The following is a 21,549-nucleotide window of genomic DNA, read 5'->3' on the forward strand; positions in this document are numbered from 1 at the left end:
ACCAGCTCTTCCAGGAGGGCAGTATCCTCCTGGGAGAGCTGGATGAGCCGCGGAGGTCGTCTCCTCATGGAGGAGAGCTATTCATCCTCCGCGACTATGTCGACTTACTTCGCGGACACTCCACTAGCGGGTCATTGCATGGCAGCGTGCGCGAGTGGCCCGATGCCAAGCGGGATTCCGCCAACTCCCTGCTGCGCTCCTCAAGCAAGGGCGGCCAGGGCAGCAGTGTGCTCAATGTGGGTGATCGGACCCCTACACTGGCGCCGCGCACGGCCTTGCTGGCCCCAGCCGTCTCCTTCTCCGCCTCCCTGCACCAGCACGCCGCCGAGCAAGAGGCCCCCATTCCACCTATACTTCCAAAGAACCAACCCCACTTCTCACAAGCATCCAAAGCCATGAGCACCCAGAAAACCCCAAGTAATTGGGAGCGCGTCGGGGCATTGATTGCACTAGGTTTGGCCGCTTCAGAAGTAGCCACCCGCCTTATCGGCTACGCGCTCAGAGCGGCGGTGCCTGAAGAACTAACTGCCTCGTTTCTGGCGCCACTCTTAGTTTCCGCAGCATTGGCAGTAGCAGCCCGCAAGAAAAACTGGAATCCGGCGTCCTCATCCCCTCCAGGCAAGGCAATATCCAAGAAATGGGTGCTGGTCCTATTTGGGGGCAGCGGAATAGCCTTGCTAGCTGCGGTACTGGGATTCCTCACGAGTCTACAGGCCAGAATACACGCCATCACCTACTTCGAAACAATCGAAACCAAAACCAACCCCTGCACTCCAGAGGGGCCCAATGCGAGAGCAGTAAAGACAAGGCTGTCAATCAATACCGCTTTGCCAAGCAAAACGTTCATCATCTGCCCCACCTCAGCCACTGAGCAAGTGCGCACGACACTAGAGGCATCCTCAGGCGTAGATGAACTCGAACCCTGGAGACAGAATCGCGACTGCCAACGATTCGCATTAGTCCAGCAAACACGAGAACTTGAATTCACCTCCTGCCTCACGCCACTTGCATCCACGGCTGAACAGGGTGGGTTGAGCATCAGCGTTGACACCGCAGAAGGTATCCCACAAGAAATTTATCCAAAGGAGCAGCTTGCATGGCACGACCGTCTTGGAGTGTGGCTCTTCTAGCAATCGGCCTGCTCTCAATCTTTCAGTCAGCCGAAGGCAGAGAAGTAACAGTTACTGGCAGAGTTGTGACCTATGGGACCTCGACTCCGGTTCGCGAGGCACTAGTAAGGCTACTCGACGAGTGTGAGGCGCCTAACCGGCAGGAACTCCACAGAGTCATAACAAAGGATGATGGCTCCTTCTCGGTGACCGTCGACACAGACCGAGACACGCTCTGTATCCATACTCGCACAAACCACCATCATGGCAAGCGAGACCCTAGGAAACTCGGCACCACAAACCCAACAACCCTAGACCTTGGCGACATCATATTGAAGCCGCTCAAACTCGGATTCATCAATACAGAAGGATTTACAGAGCATTTTTATGCATTGGAATCGAATAAATCCGCTCAACAGCAACTACTGGATGAGCTTTCCTTCGCCAAGAACAAGGACGAGGTAGACGTTCTCCTAAAATCGAACCCCAAAATAAAGCAGCGCCTCCTCGATGACTGCGACCCATCCAAGGAAGCGTGCCGAAAAAACAAATCTCGCATCGAAAGAGACATCGACAGGTGACATTACTCGTCAGTATCAAGGCAATGTTCGGGTTGTGGTTCGCTCTTGCGCAAGCGCCTCAGGCCGAGGCCGGTGTTCCTCTCGGGTCTCCGCTGCCACCAGCACCCCAAATACCCTTGCCCATCGGCAATACGATCGTGCAAATCCACGAGGCGATGATGCGTTCAACGCTCAAGATCATCCCGAACGGCGAAAATACGGAGGAAGTTGGCTCTGCCTTTATTCTGATTAGGCCATGCACTGCGAATCCCCGAGCATATAAATACATATTGATAACAGCCAATCATGTGCTTGATGATTTTCCGGGCGAAGAAGCACTTCTGCTATATCGCTCCTCATTGGGAGATAACTGGATAACAAAGCCTATTAAAATAAGAATCCGAAGGGACGGTAAGAAGCTATGGACCAACCACCCCACGGCTGATGTGGCAGCACTCTACATCAACGAGCTACCCACCCCCCCACTCGCAGAAGGGGGACTGCCTGCCGTCCCAGTCGCAATACTCGCTGACGAAGCCCTGTTCCGGACGATTGAGATGGGTCCTGGCGATGAAATCTTCACGCTCGGTTACCCACTGAATATTTCCTCTGGGAAACAAGGAGATTTCCCCTTTTTGCGGAGCGGGCGCATCGCATCATTCCCATTGGGACCAATATCATCCACAGGAGGCGTGTTTTACATCGACATTAAGGTGTTCGGAGGGAATAGCGGGGGGCCCGTCTACCTCAACCAACTCGGTCGTTTCTACGGAGGTTCAATCTATATGGATCGTGTTACATTTGTTGTTCTTGGCATGGTGACCCAAGACGTCACCTACAAGGAAGTCAGTGAAGGCATGGATGATACACATGTGAGGCGTCACTCTCTAGGCATAGCGAGAGCAGTTCATGCCCAGTTCATCCGAGAGACAATTGGCAGAATGCCCCGAAGCTTTGGATGCTTCTGATTTAGAGAGGTGGTGCAGCCAGGAGAGAGTGTGTGCTCTACCACCCAGTGATGGCGGCCGAGCGTCTGGCTCGACTCGATGCCCTTTGCGCGCGATGCGGGAGTGATGCGGCGCACGGTGAAGCCGCCGAGGTCCAGGACGATGCCTTCGCCATCGAGCCGGAGCGCGAAGGGGTCCGAGCCCGGACAGTTGAGATCGCGTGTGAGCTTCGTGTGCTGGGTGAGGGTGTCACCGCAATGGACGGTGGCGCCACTGAGGTTGAATGCAACCTTGGTATCCGCATCGAGCTGTACCGTGCCACTGGCCTTGGCGGCGGACGCCCCCGTGAGCAAGGTGGTCATGGCCAAGGCGACGACGAATCCGCGTGTCTGTTGCATGCTGCCTCCCAGGCCGGAGAAGTCCGGCCACGAGCAGACAGGCTGGACACGGCGCCCCAGTCGGCATCCCCTCCAGGGGTGGCGGTGCGCTGCCCGAAGGGTGACAGCCCGCATGCTCGGAAGGGTACCGAAGACCTGCTATGATCAGGCCCGGGGACAGAGGGTCTCCCCCGTCGCAATGAGGGGCGCATGCGAAGCATCGTCGGCTGGTTTCTCGTCATCCTGGGGCTCACGGGCTTCGGCGTGGAGATCGACAACCTGCGGAGGGGCATGACGGACAGGAGCGCCCTGGGGTTCATCCTCGCCACCGTCTTCGTCCTCGGAGGTGGAGCGCTCATCCGCGGCGCGCGGCGAACGAAGGTGCCGGCCGAGCTGAAGGCGGGGCCCGCCGTGGAGCCGCTCCCCGCGATGTCCGCTCGCGACATCGAGCGGACCGTCCTCTCCTGCGCGAAGCAGCATGGTGGCCGCATCACGATCGCCGAGGTGGCGGCGGAGAGCAGCCTCTCCTTCACCGAAGCCAAGAAGGTGCTCGAGGAACTCTCGCGCGCGGGCGCCTGCACGGTCGACGTCACTGATCAGGGCGCCTTCATCTACGAGTTCAGCGGCCTGATGCCCCGCGAGTCCACGCGCGAAGCTCTCGACGCCTGAGCTCGGAGCGCCGGCGCTACCAGAGCCAGAGCGCTGCCCCCGCGGCGTCCTCAACGGTGCGGGATTGGCGACCGCGGGCCGCCTGCTATCTTCGCCCCATGACTGCGTTCATCCGTCGCGAGGATCCGCGTCCCTCCACGGCCTGGTGGTCCCAGGCGGAGCAGGAATAGGTGGAGGGTCCTCGCGACGACGAGGGGCGTCTCCACGGCCGGGTGGGTGCACGCGAGGAGGCCCTGCTGCTCGGGCTCCGAGCGCAACCGGATGACGTCGCCCGGTGGCGGGAGTATGCCGAGGCGATCGCCGAGGCCTGGCCTGACCACGCCACCCGGATCCGGTCCGCCTGCGGCAGGGGAGACCCGACCGGACCGGAAGGCGTCCTCGCGGCCCTGCTCGACACGCTGCCCGAGGAGCTCCGGGAGGCCGTCGTGACGCTGGGCGGCCGCCTCACCGCCGGGCCCACGGTGTGGCTGGAGGCCGAGCAATTCCTGGCCCACCATGACGCCCTGTTTCGCGCGGCGCCGCTCGTGACGGACCTCATCCTCAGCGACGCAACCGACGCAGTGGGAAGGCTCGCCCTGCTGCCGGCGCTGCGCCGCTATACCGCCCTCTCGTTCAGCGACACCCTGCTCTTCAATGGGGGCGCGGGCCAGCTGGCCGGCTCACCGCACCTCGGTCAACTGCTGCATCTCGGCCTGATCGGCACCGACCTCGATGATGAGGATTTGTCCGCGCTCTTCGGCTCGCGCGCGTTCCCCCGGCTGACGAGCCTCGACCTCTCGAACGACCGCGAGGGCCAGAGCTACAGCCTCGACGGGCTGCGAGCCCTCGCGGGGGCCGCGTTCGCGGGCACCCTCGAGCTCCTCACGATGGAGCGCCGGTGGTTCGGCCCCGGCGTCGTCTCCGTCCTGGCCGCGCTGCCGCGCCTGGAAGGCATCGGTCTCGAAGGCGGGGCGCTGGGTGACGCAGGTGCTGTCGCGCTCGCCGCCATGCCTCGGCGCTGGACCCGACTCGGGCTGGGATGGAACGACATCGGTGATGCAGGCGTCGTCGCGCTCGCGGGCTCGGAAGCCCTCGGGGGGCTGCGCTGGCTCGACCTTGGCAACAACGACTTTGGCGACGACGGTGCGCTCGCGCTGGCGCGCTCGCCGTTCCTCACCGCGCTCGAGTCGCTAAAGCTGGGGCGACCCAAGCTGTCACCGGAGACGCGCGAGGCCCTGAGCGCCCGCTTCGGTGTTTGCGTCAGGTTCGACCTGCCGTGATGACGCGACGGCGCGCCTGCGCATCCCGCACCGCTACAGCCCACCCACCTCCAGCGCTCCGCCCAGGCCCGGGAACGTCTTGGCGACGTTGGCGTTGAAGATGATGTCCTCCAGGCGGATGGTCACCGGCAGTCCGCCGGTGGGCAGCCCGGTGGCGCGCGTGACGGTGTTGTCCAGGATGAGCCACACGCGAGCTTCTACCTGCATGACGGCGTGGACACGGTGGAGCTGGCGCGCGCGGTGGGGCAGGCGGTGGAGGAGGGGAAGCTGGGCCGGGGCGCGTCCACGCTGACGCAGCAGTTGGCGAAGAACCTCTGGCTGTCCACGGACTGCAGCCTGCTGCGCAAGGCGAAGGAGCTGATGCTGGCCCACCGGCTGGAGGAGGCGCTCACCAAGCAGCGCATCCTCGCGCTGTACCTCAACGTCGTGGAGTGGGGGAACGGCGTGTATGGCATTGAAGCGGGAGCGCGCGAGCACTTCGGCGTGTCCGCGTCCCAGCTCTCCGTGGCCCAGGGCGCGGTGCTCGCGTCGATGCTGCCGTCCCCGCGCAAGCGCTCGCCCAGGAGCGGTTCACGCGCGCTGTTGAAGCACTCGCACCGCGTGGTGGATGCGCTCAAGATCTACCGCTGCATCAGCGCGGCGCAGGTGGAAGAAGCGCACGCGGAGGTGGACCGGCTGCTCGGCCGCGCCTCCGGGGACACCGGCGGCGACGCGGACGACGACGGTCGCTAGAGCGCCGATTAGGTTAGGGCGAGGGAGCAGACAAGGGCAAAGGGCTCGACGTCGGCCCGGGGAGTGAGCAGGTACGTGCGAGGACCCGACAGGAGCGCGCATGGACCGGTGGACGCCCGAGGTGAGGTGCAGCGAGCGGGAAGAGCGGCTGCTGAAGCTGGCGGGCAAGAGCCGCAAGCTCCTGGTCTTCCTGCGACGCCATCGCCACAGTTGTTCGACGCGGCCTTCCAGGAGGAGTTGGAGGGCATGTACCGGCAGACGGGCCAGGGGGAAGCGCCCCAGCCACCGGCTTTGCTCTGCATGGGGGTGCTACTGCAAGGCTACCTGCAAGTCTCCGACGCAGAAGCCGTGCGGCTGTCCGCCACGGACCGGTGCTGGCGGGTGGTGCTGGGCACGCTGGTGCCCGACGATGACGCGCCCGCCTTTTCCCAGGGCGGCTTGCAGCAGTTCCGCGAGCGGCTCATCCACCACGATATGGACCGGCGCCTGTTGGAGCGCACGGTGGAGGTGGCCCAGAGGAGCAAGGCCTTCGACTGGAAGAAACTGCCAGCCACCCTTCGCCTGGCGGTGGACAGCCGCCCTTTAGAGGGAGCCGGGCGGGTTGAAGACACTTTCAACCTGCTCGGCCACGCAGGAAAGAAGCTCGCCGAGGGCGCCGCCCGTCTGCTGGGCACGGACGTGAAGGAAGTCTGCCGTCAGGCCCAGGCGCCGGTGCTGCTGGGCCCCAGCGTGAAGGCGGCGCTGGACATCGACTGGAGCGACGCCGAAGAGAAGCAGGACGCGCTGAATCGGCTGGTGCGGCAGGTGGACCGGCTGGCGGCGTGGGTGGCACGTCACGTGGCCCAGGCCGAAGAGGCCCCGCTGCGCCGCTACATCAAGGCCCTCGTGCAGGTGAAGGCGCAGGACGTGGAGTCGGTGGAGGCAGGCGGGGTGAGACTGCGCCAGGGCGTCGCCCCTGAGAGACGCGTCTCAATCGAAGACGAAGCGATGCGTCATGGGCGAAAGAGCAAAAGCAAGCGTTTCAACGGCTACAAGCAGCACATCGGCACGCATCTGGATGCCGAGCTGGTGCTGGCGTGCACGGTGACACCTGCCAACCGCCCCGAAGAGGAGGCCCCCCCGGAGTTGAAGGAAGACTTGCGGCGGTTGGGCCTGGATCCGGACGCGGTATTCATTGACCGGGCCTATGTGAATAGCGAGCTGACCGAGGAGGTGAAGGGGGCCGGTGGAGAGGTGGTGTGCAAGCCATGGTCCGGGCGCGGTGCCAGACCAGAGCTGTACGGCAAGAAGGACTTCGCCATTGACGTGAAGGCAGGCACCATTACCTGCCCGGCGGGCCAGGTGGAGGCCTTTGAGCCCGGGCAGGTAGTGCAGTTCGACTCGGAGGTGTGCGGGGCGTGCGCGCTGCGAGCCCAATGCACGCTGGCGGCCTCCGGACGCGGCAGGAGTGTCCGCCTGGGTGAGGACGAGGGCCTGCAGAAGCGATTGCGGCGATTGCAAAGCACCCGCGCGGGGCGGGCGAAGCTGCGCGAGCGGGTGCCCGTCGAGCACCAACTCGCCCACCTCGGCCAGCGCCAGGGCTCGCGGGCCCGCTACCGCGGCACCCGGAAGAACACCTTCGACCTGCGCCGGCTCTGCGCGCTCCAGAACCTGGAGAGCCTCCACCGCCGAATTGACGAGCAGCGGCGACTTGCGGCTTGAGGTTCCACGAACCTGTTCGGCGCTCTAGCTTGGACCTACCAGGGGTGCTGCGGCACGCCGGGTATCAACGTGCCCGTCTTCAACATCCAGGCCTTCCGCATCTGCTCGGCGGTGAATGGGGACTGGGCGCATGCCCGCTGCGGCGCCGCAGCCTACGACGGCCGGAGCCTGCACTCGCGCATCGTCATCCCCTGAGCCTCGGGGTAGGGTGCGCGTTCGATGTCGCTCCCCCTCGTCCACATCTACTGCGACGGCGCCTGTTCGCCGAACCCCGGCCTGGGCGGTTGAGGGGGTCATCCTCATCGCCCCGGAGCGGAAGTCCTACCGCAAGGAGCTCCAGGGCTCGGAGGCGGATTCCACCAACAACCGGATGGAGCTGACCGCGGCGCTCGCGGCGCTGAAGGCCCTGAAGATGCCGTGCCGGCTGCAGGTGTTCACCGACTCCAAGTTGGTGTGCAACGCCTTCGAGGCGGAAGCGGTTGGACAAGTGGCAGGGCAACGGCTGGCGCACGTCGGACAAGAAGGCCGTGTCCAACGCGGACCTGTGGCGCGAACTGCTGGAGGCCGTTCGCGTCCACGAGGTGTCCTGGCACTGGGGGCGCGGCCACTCGGATGACGTGGAGAACAACCGGGCGGATGCGCTGGCCGTGGCGGCCCGGCTCGAACTGGCGGCCCGGCTGGGGCGGTAGCGACCTTTCCCGCCTTCAATCCATCCACATACAACCCCAACCTCCCACCTTCCGGAGGGCAAGTCTTTTCACGCTCCTGCGGTGCGGGGATTGCACAGTCCTGGTATGGTAGCCCTTTCAGTCGCTGGCCTTGCACTGACGGGGGACGTCCATGCCCAACGCCAAATCACCCGCCTTCACCTTGCAGGTGGGCGCCCTTGAGGCCGAATCGCTTGTCGTCGAGCGGCTGCGGGGCGAAGAGGGTCTGAGCCGCCTCTACGACTTCAGTGTGGATTTCGCGCCCCTGGCGCCCGGGTCCCTGGACACCGCGCCCCTGGTAGGGGCAGAGGCCCTGTTGACGGTGGCCCAACCCGGCGGAACGCCGCGCCACGTGCACGGGATGGTGCGCACGGTGGAGTCCCTGGGCCCTCGCGACGGCCGCTGGCGCTACCGCGCGCGCATCGTGCCTGCGCTGTGGCGCCTCACGCAGGTGAAGCGCAGCCGTATCTTCCAGGGCCAGTCCGTGCCGGACATCCTCAAGGCGGTCCTTGCCTCCGCCCAGGTGGAGGTGCGTGTCAGCCTTCACGAAAGCCACGCTCCGCGCGAGTACTGCACCCAGTACCAGGAGACGGACTTCGACTTCCTCAGCCGCCTGATGGAGTGGGAGGGCATTTTCTACTTCTTCGAGCACTCAGAGACGGGACACGTCCTCGTTCTCGGGGATGCCCCCAGCGTCCATGAGGCGCCGCCCGGCGGCGCCGCGCTCCCCCTGCGCCCCGAGGACGGACGTGTCGAGACGGGCGAATACCTGATGGACCTGCGGCGCGTGCGCAGGCTCCGGCCCGGCGCGGTGCACCTGAAGGACTACGACTTCGAGAAGCCCTCGCTGGACGTGTCCGGCAAATCGAAGTCCTCCGAGGGCCTGGAGGCGCTGGAACTGTACGACTACCCCGGTGGGTACGTGGCTTCGGGTACGGGCAAGGCGGCGGCCCGGGTGCGCATCCAGGAGGCCACCCAGGCGTCGCTGACGCTCGAAGGGGAGGGCATCTGCCCCCGCCTCACCTCCGGACACCTGTTGCAGGTGGAGGACGACGGCACGTACGAGGGCCGCTACGTGGTGGTGACGGTGCGGCACCACGGAGGCCAACCAGAGACCCAGGGCGGCCGCGAGGCGCTGGGAGGGCTGTACCACAACCAGTTTCAGGTGATGCCCTCAAGCGTGCCCTTCCGTCCCCGGAGGCTCACGCCCCGGCACCGCATCACTGGCCTCCAGACGGCGCAGGTGGTGGGCCCGGCCGGCGAGGAGATCCACACCGACGCGCATGGCCGCATCAAGGTCCAGTTCCACTGGGACCGGGACGGCCAGCGGGATGAGAAGGCGTCCTGCTGGGTGCGCACCAGCCAGGCGCTGGGCGGCCCTGCGTGGGGGGCGCTCATCCTGCCGCGCATCGGACAGGAGGTGGTGGTGCGCTTCCTGGAAGGTGACCCTGACCGGCCGCTGGTCGCGGGCTCCGTCTACAACGGCGCCAATGCGACGCCCTACGCGCTGCCGGAAGAGAAGACGAAGAGCACCCACAAGAGCGCCTCCAGCAAGGGCAGCGACGGCTTCAACGAGCTGCGCTTCGAGGACGCCCAGGGCCAGGAGGAGGTCTTCCACCACGCGCAGAAGGACCAGGACCTTGTCACGGAGAACGACAAGGGCCAGGAGGTCCGGGCCTTCGAGGACCTGCTGGTGAAGAAGGACCGGGCGCGCACGGTGGAGGGCAACCAGTTCCTCTCCGTCATCAAGAAGGACTTCGGAGTCGTCGAAGGCCACCAGACACTTCAGGTGCACAAGAACCGCACCACCACCACCCAGGGCTGCCACGACGAGTCGGTGGAGGGCAACCAGGCTGTGACGGTGGGGCAGGGACTGCTCGTCAACGTTCGTCAGGGGGCGATGGAGAACGTCGGCGCCGCCAAGGCGGTCAGCATCGGCGGGTGTCTGTCGGTCAATGTGGCGCTCGTCTACAACGAGGCCACGGGCGGCGCGCGGCTTGAAGAAGTCGGCGGCCTGCGCTCCGAATACGTCGTCGGAAGTCGTCAGGAGTCCGTGGGGGGAGACCGCGTCGCCAAGGTGGGAGGCGACTTCCAGACGGAAGTCACGGGCGCGATGCAGCTGACCGTGGGCAAGGATCTCAAGGACGATGTGAAGGGTGGGGCGGAGCTGAAGGTGAAGGAAGGCATCGCTTGGCTTTCGAAGCAGTTCGGCCTCCAGGCCGACAAGATGTCCCTCATCGTCAATGGCAAACTCATTCTCAGCATGGAGAAGGGCGGGGGCGTGAAGTTCTTCGCCAAGACGCTCACCCTGGACGGCTCGGACATCAAGTTCAAGGGAAGCAAGGTCAAACTGGAGGCTGCCGGCTCGCTCCAGGACAAGTCCGTCAAGCACCAGGAGATCAAGGCCCTGGAGGAAGCGAAGCTCAAGCGCTCCGTGAAGGTGGACTTCGATGTCGCGGACCCTTCGGCGCTGGCGGGGCTGAAGTTCGAAATGAAGCTTCCCGACGGATCCATGACGTCCGGCACGATGGGCGCTGCGGGCGTGGCCCTCGTGGGGGAGGTTACGCCCGGCGATTGCGAGATTTTCTTCCCGGGGTTGGTGGACGCCTGAGCGTTGGCGGGGTTCCTGTTCTGGGTTCAAGGGTGAGCGTGCATGGCAGAAAGTAACGAGGTTTCCATCGACTGGCGGGACCTTTCCAAGCCGGTGAAGGGCTTGAAGCAGGGCTCCCCGAACAAGGTGGTCATCAAGCGGGAGGTCATCCCCATCATCTTCGTGCCCGGAATCATGGGCAGCCGCCTGAGGCAGGGGAATGAGAAGGTCTGGGATCCGGACGCCCGGCCCTTCATGTTCCGCAAGTATGGACTCGCGAGTGTGGACGCAGCGGACAAGAAGGCCGCGCTCATTGGCACCCATTTCGACGAGAACTTCCTGGACGTCTACCTGGACGACACCAAACACAACCAGGAGAAATTCGAGGAAGTCTATCCGGGAGCCACCGCGCGGGGCTGGGGCGGTGTGTCATGGGGTTCGTATGGAAGCATCCTCACCACGCTGCAGAACCATGCATGGCGGCCTCTGCTGCGCACTTGCTTCCACCTGCCTGTGTATGCCTTCGGCTACAACTGGACGGCTTCCAACTCCCTTGCGGGGAAGAGGCTCAAGCAGTTCATTGATCAGACGCTTCAGCAGAACCAGGACGTCCCGAAGCATCTGCCCGCCACGAAGGTCATCTTGGTGACGCACTCCATGGGAGGGCTCGTGGCCCGCTCGGCGCTCAACGAGCACGGTGCGAGCGCCAAGGTGCTGGGCGTCGTCCACGGGGTGCAGCCCGTTACGGGGGCCGCTGCCGCCTACTGGCGGATGAAGGCTGGTGTTGAGCGCACGGGCGGAAAACTCACAGCCTGGGTGCTGGGCACCAATGGTGAAGAGGTGAGTGCGGTGCTTGGCAACATGCCTGGGGGCCTTGAGTTGCTTCCCAGCCAGCACTACACCACCAATGATGGCTCCAAACGTTGGCTCCAAATCCAGGATCCAGACGGGAAAATCAAATACGCGCTGCCTATCAACGATCCCTATGAGGAGATCTACAAAAATCAGAAAGAGTACTGGCGGCTGCTCGATCCAAAACATCTGGTTCCGGAGCACAAGGACAGCCCCCTTAGTGTGAAGGTTGCCTGGGATGTCTTCGTGGGACGCCTCAATGCGGCGAAGGCATTGCATAAACGATTGGGCCTGACCTCAACCGTTCCCACCCTGGTGTATTATGGCTCCGGAATCAATCATCCCACGGCCGATCGAGTCGTCTACAAGGTGTCGAAGACCGGTTGGTGGTTGGCAGAGGGGGAAAAGGGCAAGAAGTACAAGCACTGGACGGTAAATTGGAACGATGCCATTCCGCACGGTGGCATTGCCGAAGTCACTGGGAGATGGGGCGCGGCGGTGTACCTGGGGGGGGATGATACAGTCCGACATCAGGACGAACCGTTGCGGAATGGCTTCCGCACAGAAATCGAGAACAAGAACCATATACTGGAGATCGTCCTTCAGCGCCCGGATGGCGCGGGGGATGGCACGGTGCCGGAGTCCTCCGGCAACGCTCTTAAGGCGGCCTCTCACCCTGTTCCGGGAATCGAGCATGAGGGTGCCTACACGAGCAAGCAGAGTAAGGAGTTCACGCTGGCTGCGATCGAGTCCTTCTGCCGGGAGAAGTTCAAAGCGGAGAAGTCCTAGGACGTTTGCCCCCGCCCTCGCACGTTCTTCCTTCTTGAAGGCTATCGTGGCTCGCCCAGGTAGGATGCGTCCCGTTGTTCCTCGCGACTGCCTGGGAACAATCGAGCCCGCTCTCAGTCCCAGAGGTTCACCTCATGAGCCAATCCCCTGCCAAGGGCCATGTCCGCCAGTGCGTAGGTCGTTTCTACCTGGACGTGCCCGACTCGATGAGCCGCTCCGCTGACGTGGAGACCTACCAGGTGCAACACATCTCCCTGAAAGAGGCCTTGTGGAAGGACCCGGCCGACGAGGCCCGGAGCAAGGTGTGGGAATCGCGGTTGGATGGCATTCGCGCGCTGACCTACCAACAGGCGACTCCCGAAGCGCCGCAAGGCACCATTCTTGCGCAGCGGGCGTTTTCCCCGGAGGTGCGAGGGGTTTTGTATCACCGATTCGATACTCCGCTGATCTCCACCTGGGGGGCGTTGCTACACAGTGGCGCGGTGGACGTGTGGATGCAGATTGATGGGGACCTGGAACGTGAGCAGGACTGGGCAACGCGGCTCAAAGAAGTGTCTGGCTCCTACCGGCTCCCTGCCACGGGTGAGTCCCTGCCCCATCCCGGGAAGGACTGGTTCTATCTGCGGCACGGCATGGTCGCGCTCCCCACGAAGTATCAGGAGGAGGCACGGGTCCGCTTTGAGGGAACGGACCTGAAGGTGAAGGTCGACGTCTGGACGCGAACGACGACGAAGGTAAAGAAGGAAAGCCTGTTGGAGCGGTATTCCAACACGCTGGCCCAAGCAGGCGAGGATTCCGCCGGGGACATCGTGACGCAGAAATACCAGGCGCGGACGGTGGCGGGATTGCCCGGTGAGGAACTGATCATCCGCTACAAGGAAGGCAAGCAGGCAGGCCTGTATTTTCTATGGAGCTTTCCCGGAGAGGAGAAGTCTGGCGCACGCCCCCGCTTCAACATCGAGATGGATACGGGATTGGAACAGGAAGATGCCAAGGTCGGGCTCTGGAACAACCTCCTTGGTTCAGTCCGTCCCGTGAAGCAATAGCGTCACGGGGCCCCGCCGGCTTCAGTGGGAAAGCGCGAGGAGGATGAACGTCGGCACCGCGGCGACGAGCACGCCCGCTCTGAGCGCGAGCACCTTCTGGATGAAGAACATGTCCACCAGCGCGCCCTCCAGCCGGTCGATGGCCAGCGTCTCCAGCTCCCGCACCGCTGTCGGCATGTCTGGCGCTGTTAGCACCGCGCGCAGGGCGATGAGGCCCAGGACCCGGTGGGACTGCTCCATAAGGCGGAGGCAAAGCCCTCATCTTCACCGGGCTGGAACTCCTCCGTTGTGCAGCGCGGGGGCCACCCCCAAGCGCGGGGGCCTGAGCCAAAGCAGTGGCTGCTGCTGCCAGCACCCCTGCAGGCCTCATCTCGTGCCGCGCCTCGCCTGGGAAGGTGGCCTGTGCTGGGCAGGCGTATGTCCGCTGGAGATGAATCGCTTCTGCGCCGGCCCGGCGTGCGGCTCATGGGGTCGCCGTCAGCGGCCCCCCACCTCTCGTTCTTCTGCCAGCCGCTGCACCCAACAGGGCTCCTGTCCTTCCGATACGGATACGTCTCATTCCCGGTTCGGCCCGGCTTGCGGCCCGCCACCACTTCGCCCAGGGTTGCCGGCGACCTGCTCCTCCTTTGCGCCCGGGGCCCGCGGTGGGCCCCGGGGAACGGTGGTGCCGCTACCGGGCCTCGGCGCTCAGGGCGGGGCAGGTGACGTTGGCGGGCATGGACCACAGGGCATTGCCCGGGGGCCCGCCGTTGGCGACGAAGAAGATGCGGGTACCCATCCGCAGGAACGAGGTCGGGTTCGAGTTCCCCATCGGCTGGATGTCCGCGATGCGGCCCGTTCCGGCGGGCGTCCCATTCGTCACCCAGGGCTCCTCGCCGGCGCTGTCGCCCGCGGAGCCGAAGATGAGCGTGCCCGAGCCGGAGTCGAAGAGCGTGGACCACCGCTCATCGGAGGTGCTCAGGCCCTCGCTGAGTCGCACCGTGCCCGCCGCCGTGCCGTCCGTCCCCCAGAGGTCCACCCGGCGGGGCGCGGGCCCCGGCGAGCCGATGGCCACCGACAGGTAGAGCTTGTTGCCCGCCGTCTTCGCGTCCTGGAGGTACGGCTGGGCACCCTCCTGGCCCGCGAAGGGATTGGCGAGCGTCGTCACGGTCGCCTTGCCGCCGCCCGCCAGTGACACGCGCGCCACCTTCAGCCGGTCATCCGTCGTGGGATACGACACGTAGACGTGGGAGCCGAGCACCCCGAGCAACCGCGCGTCATGGCCGAAGGTCTCCAGCCGCACCGTGCCCGTCGCCGTGCCGTCCGTCTTCCAGATCTCCGTGGTGCCGCCCTCCGCGAGCGCGAACACCGCGAAGGTGCCCTGCGAGCGCACGTCCCGCACCTGGGGCTCGCCCGCATCCAGCGAAGTGAAGGCGTAGGTGCCCGCAGCCGTGCCATCGCTCCGCCAGACTCGCGTGCCGCCAAACACCGCGTCCTGGAGGATGAACACCCGGATGCCGCTCGACAGCACGACACTCGACGCGAGGGATGCCTGGGTCTCCAGGTCCAGCACCTGGACCGTCCCCGCGGCGGTGCCGTCCGACTTCCACAACAAGAGCCCGTTCGTCGCCGGCTGCCGGCGGAAGAAGCTCAGCGCGCCTCCCACCGAGGCCAGCCCCGACAGGGACGTGCTCGCGGTCCCCGGCGTGAGGTCCGCGACGAGCCGCGTGCCCGCGTCCGTGCCGTCGGAGACCCACAGCTCCCGGCCGACCGTCGGATCATTGATGCTGAAGAAGAGCCGGTTGCCCACGGCGATGAGTCCGCCCAGGTCCCGGTAGCCGCTGGTGCCATACGCGGGGAAGTCCTTCACCGGGACGGTGCCGGCCGTCGTGCCATTGCTCTTCCACAGGATGGAGTGGTTCGGGAAGAGATCCACCGCGAAGTAGAGCGTGTCCTGCACGTTCGTCAGCCCGAAAGGCGACGGCCTCCAGGGCGGAAGGTCGGTCCCCGGCGGAAGCACGTCCTTCACCTTGATGGCCGTCCCGGGCGCGCACGCCTGGGCGTGCACCGTCGTGTCCTCCGTCGCCCCCTCCAGCAACTCGGGCTCCACACCGCCACAGCCCACCAACCCCACACCGAACAGGGCACACCAGGCCTTCACGCGCATGTCCACTCCCTCCGTCCTCAAACCGACGGACGTTGGGGTGTCGAGCGGTGCCTGGACACCGGCCCGGAAGGGCATGTGGGTGCTGGATGGCGGACACCTGGATGCCGCAACCCAGGTTCATTTGCAGCCGGGTGGCAGAGCGGGGTGGGGCGCGGCCTGGCGGTGAACGCCCGGGCCCATCCGAGGCACCGGCTCGACTCCAGGCGTCCCACCCGGCGCCACCCGGCCCCTGCGCCTGAAGGCCCTGCCACGGAGCCCCTGTCGCTCGCATCGCCCCACGACCCTTCGGCCTGCCCTTCCGGTCAGCGTGCCGCACCGTGTCCACCTCTCGCGGTGAGGACACCCACATCCCATCTGGGGGGACGCCATGGACGTCAACGAGATCATCGACCGGGCCCGCGACAGCATCAACGTGAAGCGCGTCTACGGAGAGGCCATCCAGCAGGATGGAATCACCGTGATTCCCGCGGCCCTGGTGGCCGGCGGAGGCGGCGGAGGCGGCGGCGAGGGGCCGGCACTCCAGCAGGCCGGAGTGGAGGGCGAGGCCCTGAAGGGAAGCGGTTCGGGCAGTGGCTTCGGTCTGAAGGCCAGGCCTGCGGGCGCCTTCGTCATCCGCGAGGGCAACGTCACCTGGGTCCCCGCCGTGGACGTCAATCGCATCGTCCGGGGAGCGCAGCTGCTCGCGGGCACGGCCATCCTCCTCTTCGGCATCAACCGCCTGCTGAGCGCACGCCGCTCCGCCCGTCTCCTGCGGCGCGTTTGGGGCTGAGACCTACAGCCGGAACTGCACGCGCACGCCGGGCTGGATCCAGAAGTGGAAGGCCCTGGAGTCACCAGAGATGTCTCCTTCCTCGATCGGCTGATCCAACACCCGCCCGGCATACTTCGTGTATTGCCCCAGCGTCGCGGTGACGTAGGGGCCCACCGCGAAGGAGCGGGTGAGCTGGAAGTCCACGCCAAAGTGGGCGTGCCCCCATTCGATTCCCTTGTACTCCGCCGTGGGGACCGACTCATCAAACTGCAGGAAGTCGACGTCCACGGAGGCAACCTCATACCCCATGCCCACTCCCACCCAAGGGGCCACGAACGCCTCCGGCGTGAAGTGGTAGTCCAGGTCGAAACCGAACCGCAGCACGCGGCCCGAGGTCTCGTCAGCCACGATGCCCTGGACCCCTCTTGCGAAGCCGTACTGGAAATACGCTCCCAGGGAGAGCTGCCGGCTCAGGAAATAGGCGAGGTCTACCTGGGGGGCCACGGTGTTGCCGACCAGGAAGGACAACTTCTGGTCGTCGAAGACCTTCCCCAGCGCAATGCCATACGCCCCGCGCACGCCCAGCGCGATTCCGGAGCCTGAAGACGGCTCCTGCGCCGCCGCCGGTACGCCCCACAACAAGAGAGACAGCATCAGCGAAGCGAAAAGAGGATGAGCAGTCATGTCAGGGTTCGCTAGGCGGCGGGTGGACGCAGCGGTACCTCGCATTGCAAGGCCAGGATTGCATGACTTGCATGCCCTGTGCAGTAGCCTGGCTCCAGCCAGCTACTGAAGCCGGGGGGACAGGCTCTCGCGAACGAAGGTCTCGAACGTCGTGGGGGTCGTGGTCTCCGCGGTGCGCGGCTCCGTGGGCTGGTAGTCCTTGTGGGCGAAGGACCTGAACATGTGGAAGTAGCCGTCTGCGACGGAGGGACTCGCCCCGCGCTCCAGAAAAGCGTCGCGCACGGAGTCCTGGGGAACCTGCTGACAGCGCACGGGCCTCCCGAGCACGCGCCCCAGGATGTCGGCCAGGTCCTGGGCGCTGAGGTCCTCGGGACCGTGCACGCCCCGGAGGTGGTGGCCGGTCCAGGTGGAGTCCCGCAGCCAGCGGGCGGCCACGTCCCCGACATCGCGCGTGGCCACCAGGGGGTATTTCTTGTCGGGTGGGAGCAGGGTGAAGAGCTGGCCCTGCTTCAGCGTTCCGACCGACGCGAAGAGGTTCTCCATGAAGCCCGCGGACCGCAGCGACACCGTGTGCGGCGCGACCGCTTCAAGGATCTTCTCCACCTCGCCCGCGAAGGAGACCTGGCCCAGGCCTGAACGGTCCGCACCGTGGCTCGACACGAAGACCACGCGCTGGATCCCGTTCTGCTGGAGGGCCTGCGCCGCGTTCCGGGCCAATCCCAGGGTGTAGGCCCTGAAGTCAGCGGCGCTGAAGGTGGTCGGCGTCAGCCAGAGCAAGGCGTCCGCGCCACGGGTCGCACGGACCACGAAGGCGCCATCCTCGAGGTCTCCCTGCTCCACGTGGACCCTGGCGCGGAGCGACTCCGGCAGCTTCTCGGGATGGCGAACCAGCGCGACTGTTTGCGCTCCCGCCTGGACGAGCTGCGCCAGGGCGCGCCCCGCGACGTTTCCCGTCGCGCCTACCAGTGCGATCTTCATCGTGACACCTGTCTTCCTTGAATGGCTGCGGAGGTTCGCAGTGCCTTGACTCTCCGCGTAATGGTGACAGCCTGTGGCACCTTTGAAGAAAGTGACCCACGAGAGCGTCAGCGAGCGCCTGGACAGGCTCCTGGGCCTGCTTGCCTCCCACAGGAGCTGGAATGGCCCCGCGCTTGCCAGGGAGCTGGGCGTCAGCCTGCGCACCCTGCGCAGGGACATGGCGCGGCTCGCGGCTCGCGGTGTCCCCATCGAAGCAGAGCGTGGCCGCGGCGGCGGGGTCCGGGTGCCGGTCCGCATGGGACTTGGGAGGCTTCAGCTCAACCACCGCGAAGCACTCGACCTGCTCCTGGCGCTGGCGATTGGCGAGCGCATCCGGTCTCCGCTGCTCCTGTCGAGCCTGAAGGGCCTGCGCCAGAAGATCGGGATGGCCTTCCCGCCGGAGGAGCGGACCCGGCTGAGCCGGCTGCGTCGCCGCATCCTCCACGGCCCTCTCGCCTCGCACCGGATCTCTGAATCCTGGGGGAGTCCGCGTCCGGCCGTCCTGGGGCTCGTGCAGGACGGCTTCTTCGAGCAGCGGGCCATCGAGGTCGTGTACCGGACCGCGCGCGAGCGGACCACGCGGGTCGTGGAGCCCCATTACCTGATGCTCGCGTGGCCTGTCTGGTACCTGCTCGTCTGGGATCACCTCCGTGACGCCGTCCGCTTCCTGCGGCTGGACCGCATCGAGTCAGCCCGGCTCACGGACAAGACCTTCCAGCTCCGCGAGGCCGACGCGATGCTGCTGGTGGCCAGAGACCTCTTTACCTCGCTCTGAGGGCATCCAATGACAGCCTGTTGAAGCGCGCGGTGCCCAGCAGCGCGGAGTAGAGGGCGACGTAGAGCATCTGCACGCCCAGGGTCTCCCACTCGCCTCGAAGCGCCGTGCCGAGGACGAGGGCCAGCATCAGCAGTCCCCCCGCGGCGAGCACGTGGCGCGTCAGCAGCCCGACCAGCAGCAGCGCGCCCACCAGGGTCTCCGCGAAGGGCAGGCCCAGCGCGAAGGGGCGCACCAGCACCTCCGGCATCAACGAGCCCGTGAACGCCTTCACCAGGCTGTCGGCGAAGGCGCCGGGGCCGCTCACCAGCCGTGTCACGCCGTGCAGCAGGATGTTGAGGCCCAGGGTGACGCGCAGCAGGGCGTAGCCGGCCTCGCCGTCGGTGAGCCCGAACAGGTGCCCGGACGCGGGGGGATTCTCAGTGGGAAGCGTTCGCATGGGTTCGACTCCTCCGGGGGACGCGGTTCATGTCCCGATGCCCTTGTCTTGCGCCCGGAGGCCGGGATTGGGAACGTGGTCCCGAGGAACGACGCCTGTGCCCGCGCGGAAAAGAACGAACCCCCTGCTCTTCGACGAGATGATGCCCCTGCACGCCTTCGTGCGGGTCGTGGAGGACGGAGGCTTCTCCGCGGCCGCGCGCCGGCTGGGCGTGACGCCTTCCGCGGTCAGCAAGCAGGTGGCCCACCTGGAGGCACGCCTGGGTGCCCGGCTGCTCCAGCGGACCACGCACCACGTGAGCCTCACGGAGGCGGGCAGCGTCTTCTACCAGCACTGTCGCCGGGTGCTGGCGGAGCTGGAGGACGCCACGCTGTCGGTGACGGCCCTGGATGCGCGGCCCCGGGGCCTGCTGCGCATCTCCGCGCCCGCGGTGCTCGGGGAGGTCCACGTCGGAGCCATGGCCGCCGAGTTCCAGGACTCCTTCCCCGACGTGCGCGTGGACCTGGACGCCAGCGACCGGCTGGTGGACCTGGTGGAGGAGGGCTTCGACGTGGCGATCCGCATCGCGGACACGCTGGAGGACAGCACGCTGGTGGTGCGGCGCCTCGCTCCGGAGCAGCGCCTCCTGTGCGCGAGCCCCGCCTATCTCCAGCGGCGCGGGACGCCACGCACCCCGGACGACCTCGCGGACCATGACTGTCTTGTCTTCAAGCGCAGCCATGCCCCGCTGGAGTGGCAGCTCGAAGGCCCCGGAGGACGGCGTGAGCTGCGCGTGTCCGGGCCCTTCCAGTCCAACAACAACCTGGTCCTGCGACACGCCGCGCTCCAGGGACGGGGCATCGCGAACCTGCCGGGATACCTGGTGCTGGACGACCTGCGCGCGGGCTCGCTGGTGACCCTGCTCCCGGAGACCCCGGTGGTGGGGCGCAGCATCTTCCTCGTCCATCCCCACCGCCGGCTCCTCCCCGCGAAGGTGCGGGCCTTCGCGGAGTTCTGCCTCCACGCCTTCGAGCGCTTCTTGCCGCCCGCGCCGCGCCGGTAGCAACCGCCGCGGCCCACCCACCCTCCAGGCTGGAGTGTAGGGGCATCCGCGAGCCCCCGAGTCCACTGGCGAACGTCAGGCCCCTGGGGACAGAATGCGCGCTCGCCTTGTTCCGGTGTGCGTGGCCCCGCACCCGGTTGCCTCGTGCTGTCAGGGACCGCTCCCGGACCGCACGCGTCTTTCTTCTCCTGGGGGTTGTCATGCGCGTCCCTGTTGCGACCGTGGTTCTTCGTTCACACGTGCTGCGAGCCGTGCTCGCCGCGGGGCTGCTCGGCGTCGCCGCCTGCACGGGCTCGACGGGCTCGGGTGGCTCCCAGGGCCCCGCGGGTCCTCAGGGCCCACCGGGTGCCCAGGGCCCTCAAGGTCCCGAGGGCCCCGCGGGAGGGCCGCAAGGTCCACAGGGACTGAGCGCCTTGCTGCTCACCACGCCCGAGCCCGCGGGCGCCAACTGCGGTTTCGGCGGCGTCAAGTGGGAGACCGGCATCGACCGGAACAGCGACGGCGATCTGGATGAAGGCGAGGTGAACGCGTCCGCCACGAAGTACCTCTGCAACGGTGCCCAGGGGCCCCGGGGCGACACAGGCGCGGTGGGCGCGGTGGGCGCGGTGGGGCCCCAGGGTCCCAAGGGCGACACCGGCGACACGGGCGCGGTGGGCGCGGCGGGCCCGCAGGGGCCCAAGGGCGACACGGGCTCGCAGGGGCTCCAGGGTGAGTCCGGAGCGCTCGCGCTCGCCTACGGCGACGGCTCCGCGGGGGACTTCACCCTCTTCTCCGGCGCACAGACGCGGTCCTTCCAGGGCGGGAACTTCCCCCAGCCCGCTGGCGCCAACCTGATGTTCCACAACGTGACCATCGACAGCATGCTCATCGTGTCGAGTGGGACGACGATTCGCGCCACCGGCGACATCATCATCGGTTCGAGCGGCAGCATCGTCGTCATCCCCGACTCCCAGATCCAGACCCTCAACCCGTCGCAGAAGGGCATCGCCATGTCCGCCTCCTTCAACTACCTGGGGGGCAAGGGCCTGGACAAAGGGCGCACGTCATTGGTCTCCCGCGCCGACCTCCTGGGGGGCGGGAGCGGGTTCCGCTCGACGACGAACTCTGACATCCGCGGCGGCGACGGTGGCGGGCGGCTCATCCTCGCTGCCAAGGGCAACATCATCATCCGTGGCTACATCGACGCGAGCGGTTACCCGGGCATCAACAACAGCATTCCCGCCGGCGCGCCGACCCCCGTGGCGGGTGGCGGCGGTGGGGGTGGCGGCGTCGTCAGCCTCATCTCCCGCGGCACCATCACCGTGGATACCTACGGCAGGATCTACGCCAATGGAAGCAATGGAGCCCCTGGCTGGAA

The 21,549-nt window shown here is 66.1% G+C and carries 21 protein-coding genes and 2 pseudogenes; 16 read left to right on the forward strand and 7 right to left on the reverse strand.

All coding sequences use genetic code 11. The features are described from left to right. From D7V93_RS44420 to D7V93_RS11905, 3 genes are all read left to right on the forward strand, one after another. Positions 1-1,130 (forward strand): hypothetical protein (locus D7V93_RS44420; protein ID WP_208722995.1); only part of this gene is annotated, 1,130 nt, incomplete at its 5' end. Then, the gene (locus tag D7V93_RS44425; RefSeq protein WP_147451146.1) at positions 1,097-1,690 is read left to right on the forward strand and encodes a hypothetical protein; all 594 of its coding nucleotides are present in this window, start codon (positions 1,097-1,099) and stop codon (positions 1,688-1,690) included. The genes D7V93_RS44420 and D7V93_RS44425, both read left to right, overlap by 34 nt. Before the next feature lie 137 nt (positions 1,691-1,827). Next, positions 1,828-2,637 (forward strand): S1 family peptidase, encoded by an 810-nt coding sequence (locus tag D7V93_RS11905; RefSeq protein WP_158623715.1) that lies wholly within the window; start codon positions 1,828-1,830, stop codon positions 2,635-2,637. 23 nt (positions 2,638-2,660) lie between these two features. On the opposite strand, the pseudogene D7V93_RS47670 reads toward D7V93_RS11905, so the two are convergent. Next, a pseudogene (locus tag D7V93_RS47670) lies at positions 2,661-2,756 on the reverse strand (IS5/IS1182 family transposase); the annotation flags it as partial. A gap of 447 nt (positions 2,757-3,203) precedes the next feature. Between D7V93_RS47670 and D7V93_RS11920 the strand changes: the two are divergent. Then, positions 3,204-3,662, forward strand: coding sequence for a hypothetical protein (locus D7V93_RS11920; RefSeq protein WP_120643518.1), 459 nt, complete (start codon positions 3,204-3,206; stop codon positions 3,660-3,662). Positions 3,663-3,874: 212 nt separating this feature from the next. After that, a complete protein-coding gene (locus tag D7V93_RS46080) occupies positions 3,875-4,921 on the forward strand; it encodes a leucine-rich repeat domain-containing protein (RefSeq protein ID WP_208722996.1) in 1,047 nt (348 codons plus the stop codon). A 33-nt stretch (positions 4,922-4,954) separates the two neighbouring features. Here the strand turns inward: D7V93_RS46080 and D7V93_RS44865 are convergent, their stop codons facing one another. Then, positions 4,955-5,110: a hypothetical protein gene (locus tag D7V93_RS44865; RefSeq protein ID WP_158623716.1), complete on the reverse strand. Its 156-nt coding sequence runs from the start codon at positions 5,108-5,110 to the stop codon at positions 4,955-4,957. A gap of 24 nt (positions 5,111-5,134) precedes the next feature. On the opposite strand from D7V93_RS44865, the gene D7V93_RS11930 reads away from it, so the two are divergent. The 7 genes and pseudogenes from D7V93_RS11930 (at position 5,135) to D7V93_RS11960 (ending at position 13,338) form a co-directional block, all read left to right on the forward strand. Next, on the forward strand, positions 5,135-5,653 hold the full coding sequence (locus tag D7V93_RS11930) for a biosynthetic peptidoglycan transglycosylase (protein WP_244237255.1): 519 nt from the start codon (positions 5,135-5,137) through the stop codon (positions 5,651-5,653). 100 nt (positions 5,654-5,753) lie between these two features. Beyond that, positions 5,754-7,354, forward strand: a pseudogene (locus tag D7V93_RS11935) (IS1182 family transposase). Positions 7,355-7,423: 69 nt separating this feature from the next. After that, positions 7,424-7,549 (forward strand): hypothetical protein, encoded by a 126-nt coding sequence (locus tag D7V93_RS47340; RefSeq protein ID WP_279636895.1) that lies wholly within the window; start codon positions 7,424-7,426, stop codon positions 7,547-7,549. 284 nt (positions 7,550-7,833) lie between these two features. Next, positions 7,834-8,043, forward strand: coding sequence for an RNase H family protein (locus D7V93_RS11945; RefSeq protein ID WP_279636896.1), 210 nt, complete (start codon positions 7,834-7,836; stop codon positions 8,041-8,043). Between the two features lie 151 nt (positions 8,044-8,194). Then, complete coding sequence (locus D7V93_RS11950) at positions 8,195-10,672, forward strand: type VI secretion system Vgr family protein (protein ID WP_120643519.1); 2,478 nt, start codon at positions 8,195-8,197, stop codon at positions 10,670-10,672. A 42-nt stretch (positions 10,673-10,714) separates the two neighbouring features. Further along, positions 10,715-12,292, forward strand: coding sequence for an alpha/beta hydrolase (locus D7V93_RS11955; protein WP_120643520.1), 1,578 nt, complete (start codon positions 10,715-10,717; stop codon positions 12,290-12,292). Positions 12,293-12,426: 134 nt separating this feature from the next. Beyond that, positions 12,427-13,338, forward strand: a complete 912-nt coding sequence (locus D7V93_RS11960) for a T6SS immunity protein Tli4 family protein (RefSeq protein WP_147451147.1) — start codon at positions 12,427-12,429, stop codon at positions 13,336-13,338. Positions 13,339-13,359: 21 nt separating this feature from the next. Here the strand turns inward: D7V93_RS11960 and D7V93_RS11965 are convergent, their stop codons facing one another. Together D7V93_RS11965 and D7V93_RS11970 are read right to left on the reverse strand one after the other, a co-directional pair. After that, positions 13,360-13,578, reverse strand: coding sequence for a hypothetical protein (locus D7V93_RS11965; RefSeq protein WP_244237256.1), 219 nt, complete (start codon positions 13,576-13,578; stop codon positions 13,360-13,362). Positions 13,579-14,008: 430 nt separating this feature from the next. Next, a complete protein-coding gene (locus tag D7V93_RS11970) occupies positions 14,009-15,484 on the reverse strand; it encodes an ELWxxDGT repeat protein (RefSeq protein ID WP_120643529.1) in 1,476 nt (491 codons plus the stop codon). A gap of 367 nt (positions 15,485-15,851) precedes the next feature. Here D7V93_RS11970 and D7V93_RS11975 point away from each other — a divergent pair, with 367 nt between their 5' ends. Continuing rightward, complete coding sequence (locus D7V93_RS11975) at positions 15,852-16,253, forward strand: spore germination protein GerW family protein (protein WP_120643522.1); 402 nt, start codon at positions 15,852-15,854, stop codon at positions 16,251-16,253. Positions 16,254-16,256: 3 nt separating this feature from the next. Here the strand turns inward: D7V93_RS11975 and D7V93_RS11980 are convergent, their stop codons facing one another. Together D7V93_RS11980 and D7V93_RS11985 are read right to left on the reverse strand one after the other, a co-directional pair. Further along, positions 16,257-16,919: a porin family protein gene (locus tag D7V93_RS11980; protein WP_147451148.1), complete on the reverse strand. Its 663-nt coding sequence runs from the start codon at positions 16,917-16,919 to the stop codon at positions 16,257-16,259. 102 nt (positions 16,920-17,021) lie between these two features. Then, on the reverse strand, positions 17,022-17,897 hold the full coding sequence (locus D7V93_RS11985) for an NmrA family NAD(P)-binding protein (RefSeq protein ID WP_120643524.1): 876 nt from the start codon (positions 17,895-17,897) through the stop codon (positions 17,022-17,024). Between the two features lie 91 nt (positions 17,898-17,988). On the opposite strand from D7V93_RS11985, the gene D7V93_RS11990 reads away from it, so the two are divergent. Beyond that, a complete protein-coding gene (locus D7V93_RS11990; RefSeq protein ID WP_120643525.1) occupies positions 17,989-18,711 on the forward strand; it encodes a helix-turn-helix transcriptional regulator in 723 nt (240 codons plus the stop codon). On the opposite strand, the gene D7V93_RS11995 is transcribed toward D7V93_RS11990, so the two are convergent. Next, on the reverse strand, positions 18,698-19,150 hold the full coding sequence (locus D7V93_RS11995) for a MauE/DoxX family redox-associated membrane protein (RefSeq protein ID WP_120643526.1): 453 nt from the start codon (positions 19,148-19,150) through the stop codon (positions 18,698-18,700). The two genes, D7V93_RS11990 and D7V93_RS11995, sit on opposite strands and share 14 nt — an antisense overlap. 97 nt (positions 19,151-19,247) lie before the next feature. Between D7V93_RS11995 and D7V93_RS12000 the strand changes: the two genes are divergently transcribed. Further along, positions 19,248-20,192: a LysR family transcriptional regulator gene (locus D7V93_RS12000; protein ID WP_208722997.1), complete on the forward strand. Its 945-nt coding sequence runs from the start codon at positions 19,248-19,250 to the stop codon at positions 20,190-20,192. A gap of 413 nt (positions 20,193-20,605) precedes the next feature. After that, positions 20,606-21,549, forward strand: a 944-nt coding sequence (locus D7V93_RS12005) for a DUF7151 family protein (RefSeq protein WP_147451149.1), incomplete at its 3' end; no start/stop codon positions are given.

This window comes from Corallococcus llansteffanensis, from assembly GCF_003612055.1.
Lineage (GTDB): Bacteria > Myxococcota > Myxococcia > Myxococcales > Myxococcaceae > Corallococcus > Corallococcus llansteffanensis.

Coding starts and splice junctions, on each gene's coding strand:
- D7V93_RS44425 (WP_147451146.1), top strand. CDS start 1,097: ATGGCACGACCGTCTTGGAGTGTGGCTCTTCTAGCAATCGGCCTGCTC.
- D7V93_RS11920 (WP_120643518.1), top strand. CDS start 3,204: ATGCGAAGCATCGTCGGCTGGTTTCTCGTCATCCTGGGGCTCACGGGC.
- D7V93_RS11950 (WP_120643519.1), top strand. CDS start 8,195: ATGCCCAACGCCAAATCACCCGCCTTCACCTTGCAGGTGGGCGCCCTT.
- D7V93_RS11955 (WP_120643520.1), top strand. CDS start 10,715: ATGGCAGAAAGTAACGAGGTTTCCATCGACTGGCGGGACCTTTCCAAG.
- D7V93_RS11960 (WP_147451147.1), top strand. CDS start 12,427: ATGAGCCAATCCCCTGCCAAGGGCCATGTCCGCCAGTGCGTAGGTCGT.
- D7V93_RS11965 (WP_244237256.1), bottom strand. CDS start 13,578: ATGGAGCAGTCCCACCGGGTCCTGGGCCTCATCGCCCTGCGCGCGGTG.
- D7V93_RS11970 (WP_120643529.1), bottom strand. CDS start 15,484: ATGCGCGTGAAGGCCTGGTGTGCCCTGTTCGGTGTGGGGTTGGTGGGC.
- D7V93_RS11975 (WP_120643522.1), top strand. CDS start 15,852: ATGGACGTCAACGAGATCATCGACCGGGCCCGCGACAGCATCAACGTG.
- D7V93_RS11980 (WP_147451148.1), bottom strand. CDS start 16,919: ATGACTGCTCATCCTCTTTTCGCTTCGCTGATGCTGTCTCTCTTGTTG.
- D7V93_RS11985 (WP_120643524.1), bottom strand. CDS start 17,897: ATGAAGATCGCACTGGTAGGCGCGACGGGAAACGTCGCGGGGCGCGCC.
- D7V93_RS11995 (WP_120643526.1), bottom strand. CDS start 19,150: ATGCGAACGCTTCCCACTGAGAATCCCCCCGCGTCCGGGCACCTGTTC.